The sequence below is a fragment of the Pelagimonas sp. genome (genome assembly GCF_058892305.1).
In genome coordinates this window covers 71,740-88,501 of the sequence record NZ_JBZXVN010000044.1, presented here as the reverse complement: position 1 = coordinate 88,501, position 16,762 = coordinate 71,740, and the positions used below count along the sequence as shown (strand labels likewise).

At 57.6% G+C, this 16,762-nt stretch carries 19 protein-coding genes; 14 read left to right on the top strand and 5 right to left on the bottom strand.

The features are described 5' to 3' along the window. The first annotated feature begins 164 nt into the window (after positions 1–164). Genes AC5EFR_RS18025 through AC5EFR_RS18015 form a run of 3 tightly spaced genes read left to right on the top strand, consistent with a single transcriptional unit; the run spans position 165 to position 3,310 of the window. On the top strand, positions 165–1,172 hold the full coding sequence (locus tag AC5EFR_RS18025; protein WP_493577141.1) for a Gfo/Idh/MocA family protein: 1,008 nt from the start codon (positions 165–167) through the stop codon (positions 1,170–1,172). Next, entirely contained in the window at positions 1,165–2,220 is a 1,056-nt protein-coding gene (locus AC5EFR_RS18020) for a Gfo/Idh/MocA family protein (RefSeq protein WP_493577140.1), read from the top strand. The genes AC5EFR_RS18025 and AC5EFR_RS18020 overlap by 8 nt, the downstream gene beginning before the upstream one ends. Next, a complete protein-coding gene (locus tag AC5EFR_RS18015; RefSeq protein WP_493577139.1) occupies positions 2,201–3,310 on the top strand; it encodes a glucuronyl esterase domain-containing protein in 1,110 nt (369 codons plus the stop codon). Before AC5EFR_RS18020 ends, AC5EFR_RS18015 begins: the two co-directional genes overlap by 20 nt. Here AC5EFR_RS18015 and urtE read toward each other — a convergent pair. The 5 genes from urtE to urtA all read right to left on the bottom strand — a co-directional run bounded on the left by urtE (position 3,307) and on the right by urtA (position 9,325). Further along, positions 3,307–4,005, bottom strand: coding sequence for an urea ABC transporter ATP-binding subunit UrtE (urtE, locus tag AC5EFR_RS18010; protein WP_493577138.1), 699 nt, complete (start codon positions 4,003–4,005; stop codon positions 3,307–3,309). The genes AC5EFR_RS18015 and urtE overlap by 4 nt on opposite strands. 3 nt (positions 4,006–4,008) lie before the next feature. After that, on the bottom strand, positions 4,009–4,749 hold the full coding sequence (gene urtD, locus AC5EFR_RS18005) for an urea ABC transporter ATP-binding protein UrtD (protein ID WP_299932305.1): 741 nt from the start codon (positions 4,747–4,749) through the stop codon (positions 4,009–4,011). Continuing rightward, positions 4,746–5,909, bottom strand: a complete 1,164-nt coding sequence (gene urtC, locus AC5EFR_RS18000; RefSeq protein ID WP_493577137.1) for an urea ABC transporter permease subunit UrtC — start codon at positions 5,907–5,909, stop codon at positions 4,746–4,748. Before urtC ends, urtD begins: the two co-directional genes overlap by 4 nt. Before the next feature lie 136 nt (positions 5,910–6,045). Continuing rightward, positions 6,046–7,971 (bottom strand): urea ABC transporter permease subunit UrtB, encoded by a 1,926-nt coding sequence (urtB, locus tag AC5EFR_RS17995; protein WP_493577136.1) that lies wholly within the window; start codon positions 7,969–7,971, stop codon positions 6,046–6,048. A 70-nt stretch (positions 7,972–8,041) separates the two neighbouring features. Next, positions 8,042–9,325 carry an urea ABC transporter substrate-binding protein gene (urtA, locus tag AC5EFR_RS17990; protein ID WP_431375681.1) on the bottom strand — a complete coding sequence of 428 codons (1,284 nt, stop codon included), beginning with the start codon at positions 9,323–9,325 and terminating at the stop codon, positions 8,042–8,044. Between the two features lie 419 nt (positions 9,326–9,744). On the opposite strand from urtA, the gene AC5EFR_RS17985 reads away from it, so the two are divergent. The 11 genes from AC5EFR_RS17985 to AC5EFR_RS17935 all read left to right on the top strand — a co-directional run bounded on the left by AC5EFR_RS17985 (position 9,745) and on the right by AC5EFR_RS17935 (position 16,746). Next, positions 9,745–10,542 (top strand): urease accessory protein UreD, encoded by a 798-nt coding sequence (locus tag AC5EFR_RS17985; protein ID WP_493577135.1) that lies wholly within the window; start codon positions 9,745–9,747, stop codon positions 10,540–10,542. A 1-nt stretch (position 10,543) separates the two neighbouring features. After that, entirely contained in the window at positions 10,544–10,846 is a 303-nt protein-coding gene (locus AC5EFR_RS17980; protein ID WP_299920717.1) for an urease subunit gamma, read from the top strand. A gap of 21 nt (positions 10,847–10,867) precedes the next feature. Next, positions 10,868–11,017, top strand: coding sequence for a hypothetical protein (locus tag AC5EFR_RS17975; RefSeq protein WP_493577134.1), 150 nt, complete (start codon positions 10,868–10,870; stop codon positions 11,015–11,017). Continuing rightward, positions 11,014–11,319, top strand: a complete 306-nt coding sequence (locus AC5EFR_RS17970) for an urease subunit beta (protein ID WP_493577133.1) — start codon at positions 11,014–11,016, stop codon at positions 11,317–11,319. The genes AC5EFR_RS17975 and AC5EFR_RS17970 overlap by 4 nt, the downstream gene beginning before the upstream one ends. A 78-nt stretch (positions 11,320–11,397) precedes the next feature. After that, the gene (gene ureC, locus AC5EFR_RS17965; RefSeq protein ID WP_493577132.1) at positions 11,398–13,110 is read left to right on the top strand and encodes an urease subunit alpha; all 1,713 of its coding nucleotides are present in this window, start codon (positions 11,398–11,400) and stop codon (positions 13,108–13,110) included. Positions 13,111–13,273: 163 nt separating this feature from the next. Continuing rightward, the gene (locus AC5EFR_RS17960; protein WP_493577131.1) at positions 13,274–13,444 is read left to right on the top strand and encodes a hypothetical protein; all 171 of its coding nucleotides are present in this window, start codon (positions 13,274–13,276) and stop codon (positions 13,442–13,444) included. Between the two features lie 22 nt (positions 13,445–13,466). Beyond that, a complete protein-coding gene (locus tag AC5EFR_RS17955) occupies positions 13,467–13,991 on the top strand; it encodes an urease accessory protein UreE (RefSeq protein ID WP_493577130.1) in 525 nt (174 codons plus the stop codon). Beyond that, positions 13,969–14,622 (top strand): urease accessory protein UreF, encoded by a 654-nt coding sequence (locus AC5EFR_RS17950; protein ID WP_493577129.1) that lies wholly within the window; start codon positions 13,969–13,971, stop codon positions 14,620–14,622. The genes AC5EFR_RS17955 and AC5EFR_RS17950 overlap by 23 nt, the downstream gene beginning before the upstream one ends. Continuing rightward, complete coding sequence (ureG, locus tag AC5EFR_RS17945; protein ID WP_493577128.1) at positions 14,619–15,230, top strand: urease accessory protein UreG; 612 nt, start codon at positions 14,619–14,621, stop codon at positions 15,228–15,230. Before AC5EFR_RS17950 ends, ureG begins: the two co-directional genes overlap by 4 nt. Positions 15,231–15,278: 48 nt before the next feature. Then, entirely contained in the window at positions 15,279–16,295 is a 1,017-nt protein-coding gene (locus AC5EFR_RS17940; RefSeq protein WP_493577127.1) for a histone deacetylase family protein, read from the top strand. Between the two features lie 82 nt (positions 16,296–16,377). Continuing rightward, positions 16,378–16,746: a VOC family protein gene (locus tag AC5EFR_RS17935; RefSeq protein WP_493577126.1), complete on the top strand. Its 369-nt coding sequence runs from the start codon at positions 16,378–16,380 to the stop codon at positions 16,744–16,746. Positions 16,747–16,762: the final 16 nt, after the last annotated feature.

Sequence of the window (16,762 nt, the reverse complement as noted above, 5' to 3'; positions counted from 1 at the left end):
ACATCTTTGGATGGACTGTTAGCGCAAAATGGGCAACGGTGCCGTCTGTTGAAACGTCGCAAACGCGCCCTCCTGGGGGAGGTCGGGCGCGGCCCGGCCCATGGCCGGGCTGGACAGTTCCCCCTGATGACAACTGCAAAAGCGGACAAACAGGGACAAAACACATGCCATTCAAACTCGGCGTATTGGGTATAGATCACGGCCATATTTTTGGGATGCTCACCAATATGAAGGCGCAGGGCTGCACCTGTGACGCCTATTGGACAGACGGCGCGGCGGTCACCGAAGACAAGTTTACCAAAACTTTTCCCGAGCTCACCAAAGTCGCGGATCACCGCGCGATTTTGGACGATGCGGATATCGACATGGTCCTGATCTCGGCCGTGCCCGCCGATCGTGCCGCGCTGGCCATCCAAGCGATGGAAGCGGGCAAGGATGTGATGGTCGACAAACCCGGCTGCACCACCTTGGAACAGCTTGAGGCCATCAAGGAATGTCAGGCCCGCACGGGGCGCATTTGGTCGGTGAACTTCTCTGAACGATTTGAAGTGCGCGCCACCACCAAAGCCAGCGAATTGGTGTCCCAAGGGGCCATTGGCCGGGTCATCCAGGTTGTCACTTTGGCTCCGCATAAGCAAAATCTCAAAACCCGCCCGGATTGGTATTTTCAGCGTGAACGTTATGGCGGCATCCTGACCGATATCGGCAGCCATCAGGTCGATCAATTCCTGCATTTCACCGGCTCGACCGATGTGACCGTCGCCGCGGCCCATGTGGAAAACACCACCCGGCCCGCATATCCCGGCTTTCAGGACTATGGCGAAATGACTCTGCATGGCGATGGTGGCCACGGCTATATGCGGCTTGATTGGTTTACGCCGGATGGATTGCCGACGTGGGGTGATGGGCGGCTGTTTTTGCTTGGCACCGAAGGCACGATTGAATGCCGCAAATACACCGATATTGGCCAGCCGCATCGGACAGATAACCTCTTTCTGGTGAATGGTACCGAGAACACCTATATTGATTGCCGCGATGTCGATTTGCCGTATTTTCCACGGCTGGCGGCAGATGTTCAGGACCGAACAGAAACGGCATGCCCGCAGGCGCATACGTTTTTGACGATGGAGGTCTGTATCAAGGCGCAGATGAAGGCAGAAGAAAATGTATAAAGTCGCGATCGTTGGGGCCGGGATCGGCAAGGAACATTTGGCGGGGTACAAGGCCCTGCCTGAGCGATTTGACGTCACCTATATTTGCGATCTGAACGAAGAGCGCGGCAAGGCGGTGGCCGAGGCAAATGGGGTTGGTTTTACCAATGACTTTGCCCAGATTTTGGCCGATGACAGTATTGATATCGTAGATATCTGCCTGCCGCCGCATCTGCACTTCCAAAGTTGTATCGACGCGCTTGAGGCGGGCAAACATGTGGTGTGTGAAAAGCCGCTGGTGGCCTCGGTGCGCGATGCGGATCTGTTGATGGCCAAGGTCAAAGAGACCGGCAAAAACCTGTTTCCGGTGTTTCAGTATCGCTACGGGATCGGCACGGCCCAGCTTCAGGCGCTGCAGGACGCAGGCCTTGCGGGCAAGCTTTATGCCGGCTCAATTGAGACCCATTGGAACCGCAATGCCGATTACTATGCTGTGGATTGGCGCGGTACTTGGGCTGGTGAAAATGGCGGCTGTATTTTGGGCCATGCCATTCATATCCATGACTTTATTCCGGCCTTTCTGGGGCCGGTGGCGCAGGTCTTTGCCGACCTTGGCACCCGCGTGAATGAGATCGAAGTCGAAGACTGTGCCGCGCTGTCGATCCGGCTTGAGAGCGGGGCGTTGGTGACATCATCGGTGACTTTGGGCTCGGCGTCGGATTACAGCCACCTGCGGCTGATGTTCGAAGGGTTCACGGTTGAAAGCGGGGCGTCGCCCTATGCGCCTGCCGCCGAGCCATGGACGTTCACCGCGCGGGCCCCAAACACGCAGGCCCAGATTGACGCGGTTTTGGCCACGGTCGGCCCGGCCTTAACCAGTTTTCCGGGCTTGTTCACCGCCGTGGCAGATGCGTTGGACGGCAAAGGCGGGCGCGAAGTGACCGCTCTTGATGGGCGCGACTCTCTTGAATTTGTGACGGCGATCTATGCCTCGTCTCGTAGCAACCAGCCAGTGACGTTACCACTTGGCGCAGATCATGAGATGTATCATGGCTGGCTCCCTGAGTGACCTTTGGGCGGGCGCGCCGGAGCTTCCAGACTTGGTGGCCTCGGCGGATGCGCGTGCGATTTTCGAGACGGATTTATATGGGGCGGTGCCGCCGCCACCTGACAACGTCACTTGGACGGCAGTTGAGAAACAGGGGTTTACTCAGCTTGATATAAGCTGTGCTGCGAATGGCGGGACCCTGACTGTTTCGGTGGGCTTGTGGTTGCCCAAGACCGGGCATCCTGCGCCGCTTGTTGCGGCGCTGGATTTTTCCGGTCCGTTTGGAATTGTACCACCGGGGCAGTTTGCGCTAGACCCAAATGCGCGGGTCTATAGTGAACCGAAATGGCAGGCCGACGGGCATCTGACGGCGGCCATGGCCGGGCAATTTGCCTATCGGTGGCCGGTTGAAATGATTACCGAAGCCGGGTTTGCAGTGATGGTGAGCTGCTATGGCTCTTGGGTGCCGGATCATCCCGAATTGTGGAGACAACACGGGGTTTCACCCCTGTTGGGCGGGCCAGACACAGGGGCGTTTTCGCTCTGGGCATGGGCCTTGATGCGCATGGTCGATGTTGCGGTGCAACTGCCGCAAATCGACAGCGAGGCGATTGCAGTGGCGGGGCATTCCCGGCTGGGCAAAACAGCGCTTTGGGCGGGGGTGAATGACCCAAGGATCGCTGCGGTCTGGGCGAATAATTCCGGCTGCGCGGGGGCGGCACCTGCGCGTCACCCGGTGGGGGAGACATTACAACAGCTTCACAGCCGTTTTCCGCATTGGTTGCGGAAGGGGGCCGTGATCACGCCCGACGATCTAAGCTCGGATCAACACCAATTACTGGCGCTTTGCGCGCCGCGTGGGGTCTATCTGAGTGAGGCAGACAATGACAAATGGGCCGATCCGCTGGGCAGCTATTTTTCCTTGACGCAATCCAGTTCCGCATGGGGGCAAGAGCCGCACGCATGGCCCGACGTGGAGAGTGTGTTTGGCACAACCCGCGCCCATCGCAACGGGGCATTAGGCTATCATATGCGCCAAGGTGGGCATGATATGCTGGCCGAGGATTGGGCGCAGGTCTTGCCGTTTCTGACAGAGGTTTTCGGCGATTAAACCGAAACCTTTGCCAAGAGATCACTGCGTTCAGTTTGATCTGCGCTGGCGTCGTGGATGACTTTTCCGCGCTCCATTGCCACGAAGTGATCCCCAAGATCATATGCAAAATCAAAGAATTGTTCGACCAGGACAATCGCCATATCCCCACGGTCGCGTAGATATTTGATGACCTCGCCAATCTGTTTGATGATGTTGGGTTGGATGCCTTCGGTGGGTTCATCCAGCAGCAGCAATTTAGGTTTGGCAACCAGCGCGCGGGCGATGGCGAGCTGTTGTTGCTGACCACCTGACAGATCGCCGCCGCGACGGTTGATAAAATCCTTGAGGATCGGGAACAGCTCAAAAATTTCGTCAGGGACAAAATGTTCTGACTTGGGAAGGCAGGCAAACCCGGTTTCAAGGTTCTCGCGCACGGTCATCAGCGGAAACACATCCCGCCCTTGTGGAACATAGCCAACGCCGACCTGCGCCAAAGCATGTGCCGGGGTGTTTTTGCCGAGGCTCTGGCCATCAATGACCATCTCACCAGCGGATCGTTTGTGCGTTCCTGAAATTGCCTTGAGCAGCGAGGTTTTCCCGACCCCGTTTGTCCCCATCAAACAGGTGATTTTGCCAAGCTCGGCCTGCATTGAAACGTCATACAGGATTTGAGAATGGCCGTAGTGCAGGTCGAGGTTTTTGATATCAAGCATGGTTCAGCGTCCCAGATAAACGTCAATGACGTCAGGGTTTTGGGTGACGTGGTCGAGGCTGCCTTCGGCAAGAACCGAGCCTTCGTTGAGCACCGTAACTTTGCAATTCAGACGGCGCACAAATTCCATGTCATGTTCAACAACCACAACCGCATGGGTCTTGGCGGCGTTGACAAGAATGTCGGTGGTTTTTTCGCGCTCGGCCGGGGTCATCCCGGCGGCGGGCTCATCAACCAACAACAAGCGCGGGCTTTGCGCCAGCAACATGCCAATTTCAAGCCACTGTTTTTGACCATGCGACAACTCTCCGGCAAGGCGCGGCAGCTCCTCGGTGAGGCCGACTTGTTCCGCCATCGCTTCGATCCGCTCAGCGCCGCGTTTGGATTTGCGGTGGCGCAGAACCTCAAAGGGGCCGCGCGGGTTTTTTAGAGCCAGTGCAAAGTTTTCGCGTACGGTTTGGGCCTCAAACACCGTGGGTTTTTGGAACTTGCGCCCCACCCCCACCTTGGCAATTTTGCTTTCACTCATCCCCAGAAGCGACACGGATTTTTCACCGAAAATCACACGGCCTTCGTCGGGTTTGGTCTTGCCGGTTATGATGTCCATAAAGGTGGTTTTGCCAGCACCGTTGGGGCCAATGATGGCGCGCATTTCCGGTTCTGCGATTTGAAACGACAGATTGTTGATCGCCTTGAACCCGTCAAAAGAGACCGAGACCCCGGACATTTCGAGAAGCGTGCTCATGATTTCCTCGTGAGTTTGTCAAACAGGCTGGCGATGCCGCCGGGGAAGAGAAGGGTGACCGCGACAAAGGACAGGCCAAGCAGGACGAGCCACCAGTCAGTCCATTTGATGACGTAAAAGCCAAGGTTGATGTCCGGTGCGCTGCCGCCGGTGAAATAGGAGGAGAGCAGCGAGACAAAGACCGCGCCGATGACCGCGCCGTAAAGCTTGCCACGCCCGCCGATGGCGACCCAAACCGCGAGATAGATCGACGCGATGGGGGCGATTTCAGCCGGGTTGATAATGCCTGCTTGGGGGTAATAGAGCGCCCCAGCGATGCCGGAGACCACGGCCGTGAGGGTGAAGACGAAAAGCTTGTAGCTTTCGACGTGATAGCCAAGAAAACGCACTCGTGCCTCGTCATCGCGGATGGCGCGAATGACAGAGCCCATTTTGCCCGCAGTGACCCATGCAAAGAGCAGATAGCCAAGGGCAAGCGCAGCAGAGGAGGCCCAGAAGAAGGCGATGGAGATTTGCGCTTGTGAGGTCTCTTCGAAACCGGGGATGTTTTGCAGGCCAGACAGACCGTTGTTGCCACGCAAACCACTATCGTTTTGAAAGAGATAGAGGGCGAGGGCGAGGGTCATGGCTTGGGTCAAGATCGAGAGGTAAACTCCGGTTACGCGGCTGCGAAAGGCGAGCCAGCCAAAGACAAGGGCAAGCAATCCGGGGACCAGCAAGATCAACAGGAGCTGGAGCGGCAATGAATGGGCAAAGGCCCAGATCATCGGAAAGTCAGAGGAACCAACCACGCCAAAGATTTGATTGCCGATCGCATCTGTGATCTCGACTTCGGTGGGTGGGATCACACTTGCCGAGAGGCTATGGGTCACGATGGCCTCGGTGCGCGCATACATCAGCCACATGCCAATCGCATAGCCGCCGATGCCAAAGAAGGCGAAATGGCCGAGCGAGAGGATGCCGCAATAGCCCCAGACCACGTCCATGGCGATGGCGATTAAGCAAAGGCAGAGGGTTTTGCCAAGTGTTTTGACAAAAGAAGTGGAAATCAGGCCAACGCCGGAGGCTTCGGAAAAGACCGAGACCAGCAAGGTGAAGAGGCCAAGAAACGCGAGGACCCAGAGGGTTGAGGGATGACGGGTAATGAAGGTCTGGCTCATGTCGCGGCTCCGGTGCGGGATGTGCGCTTGGATCGAATTTCGAGGGCAGAGAGGGGGCACCGCCCCCGCGCCAAAGGCGCTCGCACGGGAAATTTGTGGAAAGAAGAAGACAAGGCGTATTGGGTGATCATGTGACTTAATCTCCTGCCGCGCGGCCTTTGAGGGCAACGATGCCTTTGGGGCGGAATTGGATGAACAGGATGATAAAGAGGATCATATAGGTCTGAGCGGCAAGCGTGTTGGACGGGTTGAGCCATTCAATGCCTTTTTGCAGGGTGCCGATCATCGTGGCCCCGGCCAAGGTGCCCCAGATATTGCCGACACCGCCGACAACCACGGTCATGAAGCTTTGGACGATATAATCGGACCCCATTTCCGAGGTGACCTTGGCATAAAGACCAATGGCGACGCCCGCGATGCCTGCGATGCCGGAGCCAAGCCCAAATGTTAGCATTTTGATGCGTTCGGGGTTGATGCCCATCGAGGCCGCCATGCGTGGGTTTTGGGTGACCGCGCGGGTTTCAAGGCCAAGGCGGGTGCGTTTCAGGATGAAGAGCAGCAGCCCGAGGAACAAGAGCGCAAGTACGAAGATGGCGATGCGGATATAGCTGATCTGGATCACGTCGTTAAAGACCAGTGCGCCGTCGAGCCATGCAGGCGAGGTCAGGGGGCGGGCCTGGGTGCCGAAGATGTTTTTGGCCAGCTGTTGCAGGACGATTGAAACACCGAATGTCGCGAGCAATGTTTCCAACGGACGGTTATAGAGCCAGCGGATCACCAGACGCTCCATCGCTACACCGGCGGCAAATGTTACCGCAAAGGCCAGCGGCAGGGCGACAATCAACGAGACGGTGTAATTGGGAATGAGCTGTTGCACGACATAGCCGGTATAGGCCCCCATCATGATGAATTCGCCATGGGCCATGTTGATGACGCCCATGACGCCAAAGGTGATAGCAAGGCCAATGGCGGCAAGGAAGTAGATCGAGGCAAGCGAGACAGCGTCCAGCGCGAGGTCAGCGGATTGGCTGACATTGACGCGGGTGTTCACCTCGTCCTGCGCGGCTTTGGCGGCTGTTGTGATCTCGGCGTTGGTCTCATCGTAGATGTCGTAGATTTGCCACGTGGCCAGAGCGTTCGAAATATCGGCTTCGGAAACGCGGGCGGGGGCTTTGCCCTCCGAGACCAAAAGGTCATAGGCTTGGATCCGGGCGGCGTCAGTGTTCAAGCTGACGGTGGACACCGTGCCGACCTTGCCGCCCACGACATTGGCCTCGAGGGTTTTGCGGATTTCGTCAGAAGAGACCGGCGCAGGGAGGCCTTGGGTCTCGACCAAAAAGGCATAGGCTTGGTCGCGGGGCATGAGAAGAATGGCCGCCACATTGGCATCCGGCTCTGATTGTGCGGCGACGGTTTTGGTGGTCAAAATCTGGGAAAGAACGGCGCGGGTTTCGACGCTGATATCACCGGCGAGACCGTCGATGGCCTTGATACGGGCCTCAGGCGTGTCTCCAAACTTGGCGGCGAGGTAGGTGACAAGCTTTTGCTTACGAATTTTCAAGGATGGGTCGGTTTCCCCGTCGATCGACGCCTCAAGCGCTCCGAGTTGCGCGGGATCAAGCTTGCCTGCCAAAGCGGCGACGGCGTCTTGGCGGCGTTGAAGGTCGGGAGAGGAGAGCTGAAATTGGACCAATGCTTGGGCGATGGCTTTGCGCACGCCGCCGTTTGGTTTGATCTGTTTAAGGGTGGCTGCGTCCACGCCCGCCGTGATTTCGGCGCTGTCGATATCGGTGATATCCAGACCCGCGTCGGATTTGGCGGCGTAAAAGAAAAGCCCGTCTTCGGTGCGTTGATAGAGTTCTTTGTTTTGCCAACGCTCAAGGAATTCAGGCGCTTGCGGAAGGCCGGAGGCGGCCAAAGCCTCTAGCGCAGGGCCGATTTTCTTGCGCGATGGTTTGGCAATCTGAGCGGAATGCTCTTGCAGGATCGACTGAAGGTCTTGGGCGATGACCGCGGCGGGCAGGCACAGCAGGGTCAAGACCGTGAGAAGGGCACGGAGCATAGGAGATTACCTGTTGGGGAGGGGCGTCTGGGGAAAAGGGTGCGCGCCAAACGCGCACCCAAAGTTTAGCTTAGTAGTTCGATTTGATCTGAACGCAGGAGGATGTCTCGGTGTTGTACATACCGCACTCCAGGTCTTTCCAATCGGACTTCAGAACCGCAGATTCTGGCAGGTAGTCTGTCCATGCATCGCCAGGAACTTCGGCAGTTTGGCTGATGATGTCGAACTGACCATCGGCTTTGATTTCACCGATCAGAACCGGCTTGGCCAAGTGGTGGTTGGGCAACATTGTCGCTGTACCGCCGGTCAGGTTTGGATATTCCTGGCCGTACATCGCGGTGCGCACGGCGTCGACATCAGTGGTGCCAGCCGCCGTCGCTGCGTTTACCCACATGTTAAAGCCGATGAAATGCGCTTCCATTGGATCGTTGGTCACACGCTCTTCGCCCATTTTGGCTTTCCATGCGTCGATCCATGCGGTGTTGGCGTCGCTTTCCGCAGATTGGAAGTAGTTCCAAGCGGCAAGGTGGCCGGTCAGGTTGGCTGTGTCGAGGCCCGAAAGCTCTTCTTCACCCACCGAGAACGCGACAACTGGGATGTCGTCAGCCGAAATGCCAGCCGCGGCCAGTTCTTTGTAAAAGCCGATGTTGGCGTCGCCGTTGATGGTTGAGATCACGCCAACCTGCTTGCCGTCTTCGCCCAGCTTCACAACGTCAGCAACGATAGTTGCCCAGTCGGAATGGCCGAATGGTGTGTAGTTGACGAAGATGTCTTCGGCCGCGATGCCCTTGGATTTCAGGTAGGATTCCAAGATGTTGTTGGTTGTCCGTGGGTACACATAGTCAGTGCCCAGCAGTGCGAATTTCTCAACACCCAGCTCGTCAAGGAAATAGTCAGTGGCCGGAATCGCCTGTTGGTTGGGGGCGGCACCGGTGTAGAAGACGTTCTTGGAGCTTTCTTCGCCTTCATACTGAACAGGGTAGAACAGCAGGCCGTTCAGCTCTTCGATGACCGGCAGAACCGATTTGCGCGATACCGATGTCCAGTTGCCGAAAATCACGTCCACATCATGTACCGAGATAAGCTCACGGGCTTTTTCGGCAAACAGTGGCCAGTCAGAAGCGGGGTCAACAACAACCGCTTCGATCTCGCAGCCCAGCAGACCGCCTTTTTTGTTCTGCTCTTCGATAAGCAGCAGCATGGTGTCTTTTAGTGTGGTTTCAGAAATCGCCATTGTGCCGGACAGCGAGTGCAGAACGCCAACTTTGACCGGGTCGGCGCATTCGGCAAAAGCCGGAGCCGAGAGGGCAGCAAGAGTGGCGGTGCTGGTGAGCAGTTTGGTGAAGCAGTTCATCACATTCTCCCTGCGGGGTGGCTGGTGGCATTGCGCACACTTGCGCAAATGCGTAGTTCAGTCCCCGCAACATTTGTTGCATCTCGTGTGGCGGCCCTGCTGAGGTCCAATTCATATGGGTCGTCACACACCCGTTTTCCGAAATTGCGTTTCCTAGCGTCCCGGCGGGTGCCTTAGTCATTCTGCGATGCGGCGCGGGGGTCAATTGTGCTGGAGAAATGTGTCGCGACTCCCTTCGAATTGGTGAAAATTTAATCACTCAATGGTGCGGGTGATTAAAAGTTAAACACATTTACCGGTCATTCATTCTCTTTCTGCCGGAATCATTGCCGCTCACGGGGCCGCGTGCTGAACAAAGTGGCGAAAAGAGATGATTTGAGGGTGATCCAATCAACGCCACGTTGAGAAATACGACAGCCATGACCGTGCAGGACCAGCCGCGCGCCATTGGGACGCTGAATGTTCAGGCAAAGGCCCGCGACGGGCGCAGCGCAATTGGGCATCTGCGCTCTTCTGGTTGTATGAAGGCGCTTTTTCCGCGCAGCGCTGATGCGCTTGAGGTTATCACTATTAATACGGCTGGCGGTTTGACCGGTGGTGACAAGGTGACTTTGAACGCTGTGGCGGCGATGGGGTCTGAGCTTTCCCTGACAACACAGGCCGCTGAGCGCGCCTATCGAGCGGCAAGCGGCTTTGCGACGGCTGATACCACGCTAAAGGCCGAGGCCGGAGCGCGGGTCAACTGGCTCCCACAGGAGCTGATCTTGTTTGAAGGCGCGGCTTTGCGCCGGACTTTGCGCATCGATCTGGCCGCCGATGCCGAGGTGTTGATGGTCGAACCGGTTGTCTTTGGTCGCGCGGCCATGGGCGAAACGTTGCAGAATGTCTCGTTTCATGACCGCATCGAAATTTATCGTGGTGGGGCACCTATCTACATGGATGCGTTTTGTTTGGAAGGTGACCTGACACTGCAATTGGCGCGGTTGGCCCAAGGGGCCGGAGCGATGGCCAGCCTTGTTTTGGTTGCCCCCAACGCCGCGGCCCAGCTTGAGCCGGTGCGGGCGCTTTTACCGGTGACGGGTGGTGCTTCGCTCTTGCACCCTGATCTATTGGCGCTGCGCCTTGTGGCCGAAGACAGCTTTGAGCTGCGCCGCGCTTTGCTTCCTATTCTTGATCGTCTCAGCGGCGACAAGCTTCCGATTTCTTGGAGACTATGACATGCAACTCACCCCGCGTGAAAAAGATAAGCTGTTGGTGGCTATGGCCGCCGAAGTGGCGCGCAAACGCTTGGCGCGTGGCGTCAAACTCAACCACCCCGAAGCCATTGCCCTTATCACCGATGCGGTGGTCGAAGGGGCGCGGGATGGCCGGTCAGTTTCCGACCTGATGCAGGCGGGGGCCGAAATTATCACCCGTGACGAGTGTATGGACGGCATCGCCGAGATGATCGTCGAAGTGCAGGTCGAAGCGACCTTTCCCGATGGCACCAAGCTGGTGACCGTTCACAACCCCATCCGTTAAATCCCCAAAAGGAGAGACCCTATGAAATATCTTCCCGTTGCTTTGTTTGCCGCCACGCCTGCCCTTGCCCACGAGGGCGCGCATCTGCACCCTCATGATGGCGGCATGTGGTTGGGTATTGTTGCTGTTCTCGCAGGTCTCGCGCTGATCGTGGCCAAGGTGCGCCGATGATCCCCGGAGAACTGTTTCCAGCCGAGGGCACGCTCACCCTAAACGAGGGGGCTGAGGTGACCACACTGATGGTTGCCAATACCGGTGATCGCCCGGTTCAGGTTGGGTCCCACTATCACTTTGCCGAGGCAAATCCGGGGTTGGTTTTTGATCGCGACGTCGCACGGGGGATGCGTTTGGACATCGCCGCCGGGACGGCCGTTCGGTTTGAACCGGGCCAACGTCGCGAAGTGAACTTGATCCCGATCTCAGGCGCGCGTCGCGTGTTTGGATTTAACGGAGCCGTCATGGGCGATCTGTGATCCAGACCGTTTGACAACCCGCCCTGCAACCAGCAGCGCACCAATTCTTCGCCCGCTCGGGCTATTCGGAGGCCACTTATGCCAGCCACAATCAAACGTTCCGACTATGCCGCGATGTTCGGCCCCACGACGGGCGACAAACTGCGCCTCGCCGATACGGATCTCATCATCGAGGTCGAGCGCGACCTAACCGGCCCATATGGCGAAGAGGTCAAATTTGGCGGCGGCAAAGTCATCCGTGATGGCATGGGGCAAGCCCAAACCACCCGCGCTGAGGGGGCCGTTGATACGGTTATCACCAACGCGCTGATCGTTGATCATACGGGTGTCTACAAGGCCGATGTCGGCCTCAAGTCGGGGCGCATTCACAAGATCGGCAAGGCGGGCAACCCCGATACGCAACCGGGCGTCGACATCATCGTTGGCCCGGGCACCGAAGTGATTGCCGGCGAGGGGCGTATTCTGACCGCTGGTGGATTTGACAGCCATATCCATTTCATTTGCCCGCAACAGATCGAAGACGCGCTGCATTCTGGCCTGACCACGATGCTGGGCGGAGGCACCGGCCCGGCGCATGGCACGCTGGCCACCACCTGTACGCCCGGCCCTTGGCACATTGGTCGGATGATGCAAGCGGCGGATGCCTTTCCGATGAACCTTGCCTTTGCGGGTAAGGGCAATGCTTCGCTCCCGGCGGCGATTGAGGAACAGGTGCGCGCCGGGGCTTGTGCGTTGAAATTGCACGAGGATTGGGGGACAACGCCAGCGGCGATTGATTGTTGTCTCACCGTGGCCGATGCCATGGATGTGCAGGTGATGATCCACACCGATACGCTCAACGAATCTGGTTTTGTTGAACACACTGTCGGGGCGATGAAGGGCCGAACAATCCACGCCTTCCACACCGAAGGGGCCGGTGGCGGCCATGCGCCCGACATCATCAAGATTTGCGGTGAAGAGCATGTTTTGCCCAGTTCGACCAACCCGACACGGCCCTTTACCGTCAATACGGTTGAGGAACATCTTGATATGTTGATGGTCTGCCATCACCTCGACAAGTCCATCCCCGAAGACGTGGCCTTTGCCGAAAGCCGCATCCGGCGTGAGACCATCGCCGCCGAAGATATCCTGCATGACATGGGTGCGTTTTCGATCATTGCCAGCGATAGTCAGGCCATGGGCCGTGTCGGCGAGGTGTTGATCCGCACTTGGCAAACCGCTGATAAGATGAAGAAACAGCGCGGGCGGTTGGCCGAAGAAACCGGTGAAAACGATAACTACCGCGTCCGTCGCTACATTGCCAAATATACCATCAACCCGGCCATTGCGCATGGTTTGGCACATGAAATCGGGTCGATCGAAGAGGGTAAACGCGCCGATCTCGTGCTCTGGTCCCCTGCGTTTTTCGGCGTCAAACCCGAGATGGTTTTACTTGGCGGCATGATTGCCTGCGCGCAAATGGGTGATCCGAACGCCTCGATCCCGACACCGCAGCCGGTCTATAGCCGCCCGATGTTTGGGGCCTTTGGGCGCGCGGTCGAAAACTCTGCGGTGACCTTTGTGTCCGAGGCGGCACAGGCCGACGGCATTGGTGCGCATCTGGGGTTGGCCAAACAAACATTGGCGGTGAAACACACCCGCGGCATTGGTAAGAAAGACCTCAAACTGAACGATGCCTTGCCAAAGGTCGAGGTCAATCCAGAGACCTATGAGGTGCGGGCAGATGGCGAGTTGCTGACATGCGAACCCGCCACCGAACTGCCGATGGCGCAACGCTACTTCATGTTCTGACAATCGGGTCCAAGACCTATGCAGTCAGTGGGTAGCGGCAATGAAGAATGATCTATGGAAGCTAAAATGAGACAATATTATTCACCGAGTGAGAAAACGCGCGCACTTCCATTGGGAATGAACAACTATGGCCTATGTCTCCGATCTGCCCGTATCACGTGCTGTGACACAGCTGTTCCAACCGTTTATGGCGTTCTACGCGCGCACGGTCACCAACAGCAAGAACGCCCGTCCTTCCGAGCTTTTGCAGCTCAGCGATGCGGAACTGGCCGAGCGTGGATTGCGTCGCTACGACGTGGTCGACCGACACTATGGCGATCTGTTTTACAGCTAAGTCATAGCCAAGGGGCGGTGGCATGAGCGGCGCGTCCCTTCCTATGGCCCAGACCCTTTTGCGCAAAGGTGGCTGGCGCGATGCGGTCGAAACGGTCACGCTTGATTACGACGCTCGGTTTTTACGCCGCAAGAAGCTGACCTGCGATGGCGGGTTGGCGTTTGTCGTTGATCTCGACAAGACCACCTCGTTGGATGCTGGCGATGCCTTGGAACTTGGCGATGGGCGGGTGATTGAGGTCCGTGCCGCAGATGAAAACGTTCTGGTGGTCACCGGGAACCTGCCGCGTCTGGCGTGGCACATCGGCAATCGGCACACCCCGTGTCAGGTCGAAACCACGCGATTGGTGATCCAGAATGACCCGGTCATCCGACATATGTTGGAGCATCTCGACGCCGAAATAAGTGCGGCGGTTGAACCGTTTACGCCCGAAGGCGGGGCCTATGGGCATGGCCGAACCCATAGCCATGAACATGGCAATAGCGCCCATGATCACGACCATAGCCATAGTCACGATCATTCGCATGAGCACGAACATGGCCATTGACGGAAACCTTTTGACGCTGTCGCAATGGCTGTCACCGGCTTTTCCTTTGGGGGCGTTCACCTATTCCCATGGGTTGGAAACCGCGATTGATGAGGGGTGGATTCATGATGCGGTGAGCCTGCAAGACTGGCTGGAAGACGTGCTTGAAAACGGGTCGGGGCGTAGTGATGCGATTTGGATTCGCGCGGCGATGAAGGATGATGCCGATTTCGCCGGGTTAAACGCCATGGCGCGCGCCTATGCCCCGGCGGCGGAACGCATGCGCGAGGCCGACAAGCAAGGCGCGGCCTTTGTTAAAACGGTGAATGCGGTGTGGGTGACATCACTGCCCGATCTGGTCTTGCCATTGGCCCTCGGGGCGGCGGCGCATACCCGGCGGATGGATCGCGACACGGTTGTCGGCCTCTATCTCAATGCCTTCGTTGGCAATCTTGTCTCGGCGGCGCAACGCCTGATGCCGCTTGGCCAAACCCCGGCGCAACAGATGATGTCGGCCCTGACGCCGCTTTGCCTCCGCCTCACTGTGGCGACACGCAATTTGGGTCCGGACGATGTCTGGTCCAACGCATTCCTGTCGGACATCGCGGCGATGAAACACGAAACTTTGCAACATAGGTTGTTCCAATCATGACCCAATTCAACGGCCCGCTTCGGATCGGTATCGGTGGCCCTGTCGGGGCTGGTAAAACCACGCTGACCGCCCGTTTGGCCGAAACGCTCAAGGACAACTATTCGATTGGTGTGATCACCAACGATATATACACGCAAGAGGACGCCGAGGCCTTGATGCGGATGCAAATCCTGCCGTCAGATCGGGTGATTGGGGTCGAAACCGGTGGCTGTCCGCACACGGCGATCCGCGAAGATGCCTCGATCAACCTAGCCGCCGTCGCCCAAATGCAAGAACGTCATCCCGAGGTCGAAATCGTACTGATCGAAAGCGGCGGAGACAATTTAAGTGCAACGTTCAGCCCAGAATTGGCGGATGTGACGCTTTATGTGATTGATGTGGCCGCGGGCGAGGAAATTCCGCGCAAAGGTGGCCCGGCGATCACCAAATCCGACCTGTTGATCATCAACAAAACCGATCTGGCCCCGCATGTTGGCGCGTCTTTGGAGGTGATGCAGCGGGATGCAACGCGGATGCGCTCCGAGCGGCCCTTTGTCTTTGCGGCGCTGCGCCATGGCAAAGGCGTCGAGGAGATCGTCACACAGATCAAGGATTTGTCCGGATTGTAAACGGCGGAAATTGCGGGCAGGTTGCGGGAAACCATTCCGGAGCCTGCCATGCGCGCCTTTCTCGACTCTCGCCAATCTCATCATGACCCGCAAAACTTCTTGGTAATGGGTCAAAAGCGGCCAAGCCCAGAACAGCCCGAGCGTATCCCGCGGCTTCAAGCCGGGGCCGAGGCGGCGGGTTGCGTTTTTGAGGCCCCCGAAGACGCTGGCATTGCGCAGATCGCAGCTATCCACACGCCGGAATACCTAAGCTTTTTGCAAACGATCCATGGACGATGGCAGGCGTTGGATGGGGCCAGCGATGAGGTGATCCCCAACATCCATACGCGCGCGCGCACCGATGCTTACCCATCGTCACCGGTGGGGCAGGCGGGCTATCATCAGGCCGATACCGCCTGTCCAATTGGCGCAAATACATGGGACGCGGCCTATTGGTCGGCACAAAGTGCCATCGCGGGTGCGCGGGCACTGGGCGAGGATGATCATGCCTATGTCCTGTCCCGCCCGCCCGGCCATCACGCCTATCACGACCAGGCTGGCGGCTTTTGTTTTCTCAATAACGCCGCCATCGCTGCGCAGGATTTACAGGAACAGGGCGCCCGGGTGGCGATTTTGGATGTCGACGTGCATCACGGCAATGGCACCCAGGGGATATTTGAGGCGCGCAGCGATGTGTTGACCGTCTCGATCCACGCCGACCCGGACGGGTTTTACCCGTTCTTTTGGGGGCATGCCCATGAACGCGGCATTGAGGCCGGGCTAGGGGCGAACCTCAATATCCCATTGGCGCGCGGCACTGGCGATGACGCCTATCTTGTGGCGCTGACTCACGCGCTGGACCGTATCCGTGGCTTTGGTTGTGATGCCGTTGTTATCGCCCTTGGCTTGGATGCCTCGATCGACGATCCGTTTCAGGGGTTGGCGGTGAGTGGCGATGGGTTCGCCCGGATCGGCGCGGCCATTGCCGGGCTGTCTTTGCCAACGCTCTATGTTCAAGAAGGCGGGTATCTATCTGATGCCTTGGGCGCGAACCTAACCCGATTTTTGCAAGGGGTGCAGGGCTGATAGCACACCCGGCGGTATGACCATCCGTTTGCAACACGATCTGTGCTATCCTGTCGACAGGTGACTTGCTCAGGAGGATGTCATGCAACTTGGTGCGTTTTCAGTGTCATTGGCTGTCAAGGATTTGGCCGCCTCCAAGGCGTTTTATCAGGCGTTGGGGTTTGAGGTGTTCGGGGGAACCGAAGAGCACAACTATCTGATTATGAAGAACGGCGAGACGTTGATTGGTCTCTTTCAAGGCATGTTTGAAGGCACGATGCTTAGCTTCAATCCGGGCTGGGATCAGTCCGCCGCAGAGGTAACACCCTTTGAAGATGTGCGCGACATCAAGGCAAAGCTGATTGCGCAAGGGCTTGAGGTATCACAGGAACAAGGCGGGGAGAGTGGCCCGGCGAGTTTTGTGATCACAGACCCCGATGGCAATCCAGTGTTGATTGATCAACATCGGTAAACGGCATGTTCAGCCG

Coding starts and splice junctions, on each gene's coding strand:
- AC5EFR_RS17970 (WP_493577133.1), top strand. CDS start 11,014: ATGATCCCCGGAGAACTGTTTCCAGCCGAGGGCACGCTCACCCTAAAC.
- AC5EFR_RS17955 (WP_493577130.1), top strand. CDS start 13,467: ATGAGCGGCGCGTCCCTTCCTATGGCCCAGACCCTTTTGCGCAAAGGT.
- AC5EFR_RS17940 (WP_493577127.1), top strand. CDS start 15,279: ATGCGCGCCTTTCTCGACTCTCGCCAATCTCATCATGACCCGCAAAAC.
- urtC (WP_493577137.1), bottom strand. CDS start 5,909: ATGAGCCAGACCTTCATTACCCGTCATCCCTCAACCCTCTGGGTCCTC.
- urtD (WP_299932305.1), bottom strand. CDS start 4,749: ATGAGCACGCTTCTCGAAATGTCCGGGGTCTCGGTCTCTTTTGACGGG.
- AC5EFR_RS17935 (WP_493577126.1), top strand. CDS start 16,378: ATGCAACTTGGTGCGTTTTCAGTGTCATTGGCTGTCAAGGATTTGGCC.
- AC5EFR_RS18025 (WP_493577141.1), top strand. CDS start 165: ATGCCATTCAAACTCGGCGTATTGGGTATAGATCACGGCCATATTTTT.
- AC5EFR_RS17975 (WP_493577134.1), top strand. CDS start 10,868: ATGAAATATCTTCCCGTTGCTTTGTTTGCCGCCACGCCTGCCCTTGCC.
- urtE (WP_493577138.1), bottom strand. CDS start 4,005: ATGCTTGATATCAAAAACCTCGACCTGCACTACGGCCATTCTCAAATC.
- AC5EFR_RS17980 (WP_299920717.1), top strand. CDS start 10,544: ATGCAACTCACCCCGCGTGAAAAAGATAAGCTGTTGGTGGCTATGGCC.
- AC5EFR_RS18020 (WP_493577140.1), top strand. CDS start 1,165: ATGTATAAAGTCGCGATCGTTGGGGCCGGGATCGGCAAGGAACATTTG.
- AC5EFR_RS18015 (WP_493577139.1), top strand. CDS start 2,201: ATGGCTGGCTCCCTGAGTGACCTTTGGGCGGGCGCGCCGGAGCTTCCA.
- ureC (WP_493577132.1), top strand. CDS start 11,398: ATGCCAGCCACAATCAAACGTTCCGACTATGCCGCGATGTTCGGCCCC.
- ureG (WP_493577128.1), top strand. CDS start 14,619: ATGACCCAATTCAACGGCCCGCTTCGGATCGGTATCGGTGGCCCTGTC.
- AC5EFR_RS17950 (WP_493577129.1), top strand. CDS start 13,969: ATGAGCACGAACATGGCCATTGACGGAAACCTTTTGACGCTGTCGCAA.
- urtB (WP_493577136.1), bottom strand. CDS start 7,971: ATGCTCCGTGCCCTTCTCACGGTCTTGACCCTGCTGTGCCTGCCCGCC.
- urtA (WP_431375681.1), bottom strand. CDS start 9,325: ATGAACTGCTTCACCAAACTGCTCACCAGCACCGCCACTCTTGCTGCC.
- AC5EFR_RS17985 (WP_493577135.1), top strand. CDS start 9,745: ATGACCGTGCAGGACCAGCCGCGCGCCATTGGGACGCTGAATGTTCAG.